This is a genomic window from Bacillus sp. SIMBA_008, assembly GCF_046535495.1.
In the GTDB taxonomy this organism is placed as follows: Bacteria; Bacillota; Bacilli; order Bacillales; family Bacillaceae; genus Bacillus; species Bacillus subtilis.
The window spans coordinates 1-245 of sequence record NZ_JAWRWL010001062.1; the positions used below are offsets into that span (position 1 = coordinate 1).

A 245-nucleotide genomic window follows, 5' to 3' on the forward strand; every position below is an offset into this window, starting at 1 on the left:
GGCCTGCCGCAACGAGGTTGATGCCTTGCTGGAGCAAAAGTTCGGCCGACTTCAGATCTCGCGTCGCCAGTTCCGTCGCGTTGCCGCGAATGGCGGAGGCGAGATTATGGGAATTGGCGGCTGACAAAGCATCGCCATGTTCATGCGCTTCATCGGCTGTGTCTTCCAGCGCAGTGACGACGAAGTCGATCAGCTCCCGCCGCTCGCTGACAGTCATTTCGGCCAGTGTCTTGGCTGCTTCCATG

At 59.6% G+C, this 245-nt stretch carries 1 protein-coding gene; it reads right to left on the reverse strand.

The annotated features are described in order from the left end of the window. Nucleotides 1-245: hypothetical protein (locus SB658_RS26675; RefSeq protein WP_410603510.1), on the reverse strand; the 245-nt coding region annotated here is incomplete at both ends.